The sequence below is a fragment of the Rhizobium sp. SVR5-9E genome (assembly GCF_056755095.1).
The window spans coordinates 1-1,029 of sequence record NZ_JBNDHS010000218.1; the positions used below are offsets into that span (position 1 = coordinate 1).

The following is a 1,029-nucleotide window of genomic DNA, read 5'->3' on the forward strand; positions in this document are numbered from 1 at the left end:
TGAAGGCGGCGTGACTCTTCACCAGGCTTTCATGTGGAACGCGGGAACCTGTCGCTCCGATGTTAAGGGAGAACCCAAGCAGGCGGTCCCTGCGAGGGTGAGATTACCGAAGCGGAGCACAGGGGCGGAGCAGCCCGTAGTAGTATTGAAGGTCCTGTAATGGGGCTGGAGCGAAGGGGTTGCGTTGTTCAGCTCTGGAGCGAGGACAACCGGCGACGGGAGGATCCTCGTGGATAGAGCAAAGCCGTATGCGATTCCGAAAAGGGAGGTGTGGGAGGCCTATAAGAGGGTTAAAGCCAACCAAGGAGCGGCTGGCATTGACGGCCAGACGATTGCGGACTTTGAGGCTGATCTTACGAACAACCTGTACAAGCTCTGGAATCGGCTGGCGTCGGGCAGCTACTTTCCGCCGCCGGTGCGGCGGGTCGACATACCCAAGAGCGATGGGAAGACGCGCCCGCTGGGCATACCTACGGTCGCCGATCGCATTGCGCAGATGGTGGTCAAACGCCATCTGGAACCGACGGTGGAGCCTAAATTCCATCCGGATTCCTATGGATATCGGCCCGGCAAATCGGCGCTCGATGCGATCGGCGTGGCACGGCAGCGATGCTGGCGTTACAACTGGGTTCTTGATCTCGATATCAAGGCTTTCTTTGATAGCATCGAACCGGACCTGCTGATGCGGGCTGTGCGCAAGCACACCGATTGCCCGTGGGTGCTTTTATACATCGAACGATGGCTGAAAGCGCCAGTGCAGATGCCGGACGGAAATCTCGTCGTCAGAGAACGAGGAACGCCACAGGGCGGGGTAATCAGCCCCCTCTTGGCAAACCTCTTTCTTCACTATGCGTTTGACATGTGGATGTGTCGGAATTTCCCGGACATTCCGTTTGAGCGTTATGCTGACGACGCGATCTGTCATTGTCGGACCGAGGACCAAGCGATGGCGCTTCAGAAAGCTCTGGACGCGCGTTTTACTGACTGTGGGCTGACGCTTCATCCTGACAAGACTAAAATCGTCTACTG

General features: G+C 57.3%; 1 protein-coding gene. It reads left to right on the forward strand.

The genetic code is table 11. From position 1 onward, the window contains the following. Positions 1-229: 229 nt before the first annotated feature. Positions 230-1,029, forward strand: an 800-nt coding sequence (ltrA, locus tag ACPYOJ_RS34485) for a group II intron reverse transcriptase/maturase (RefSeq protein ID WP_481420245.1), incomplete at its 3' end; no start/stop codon positions are given.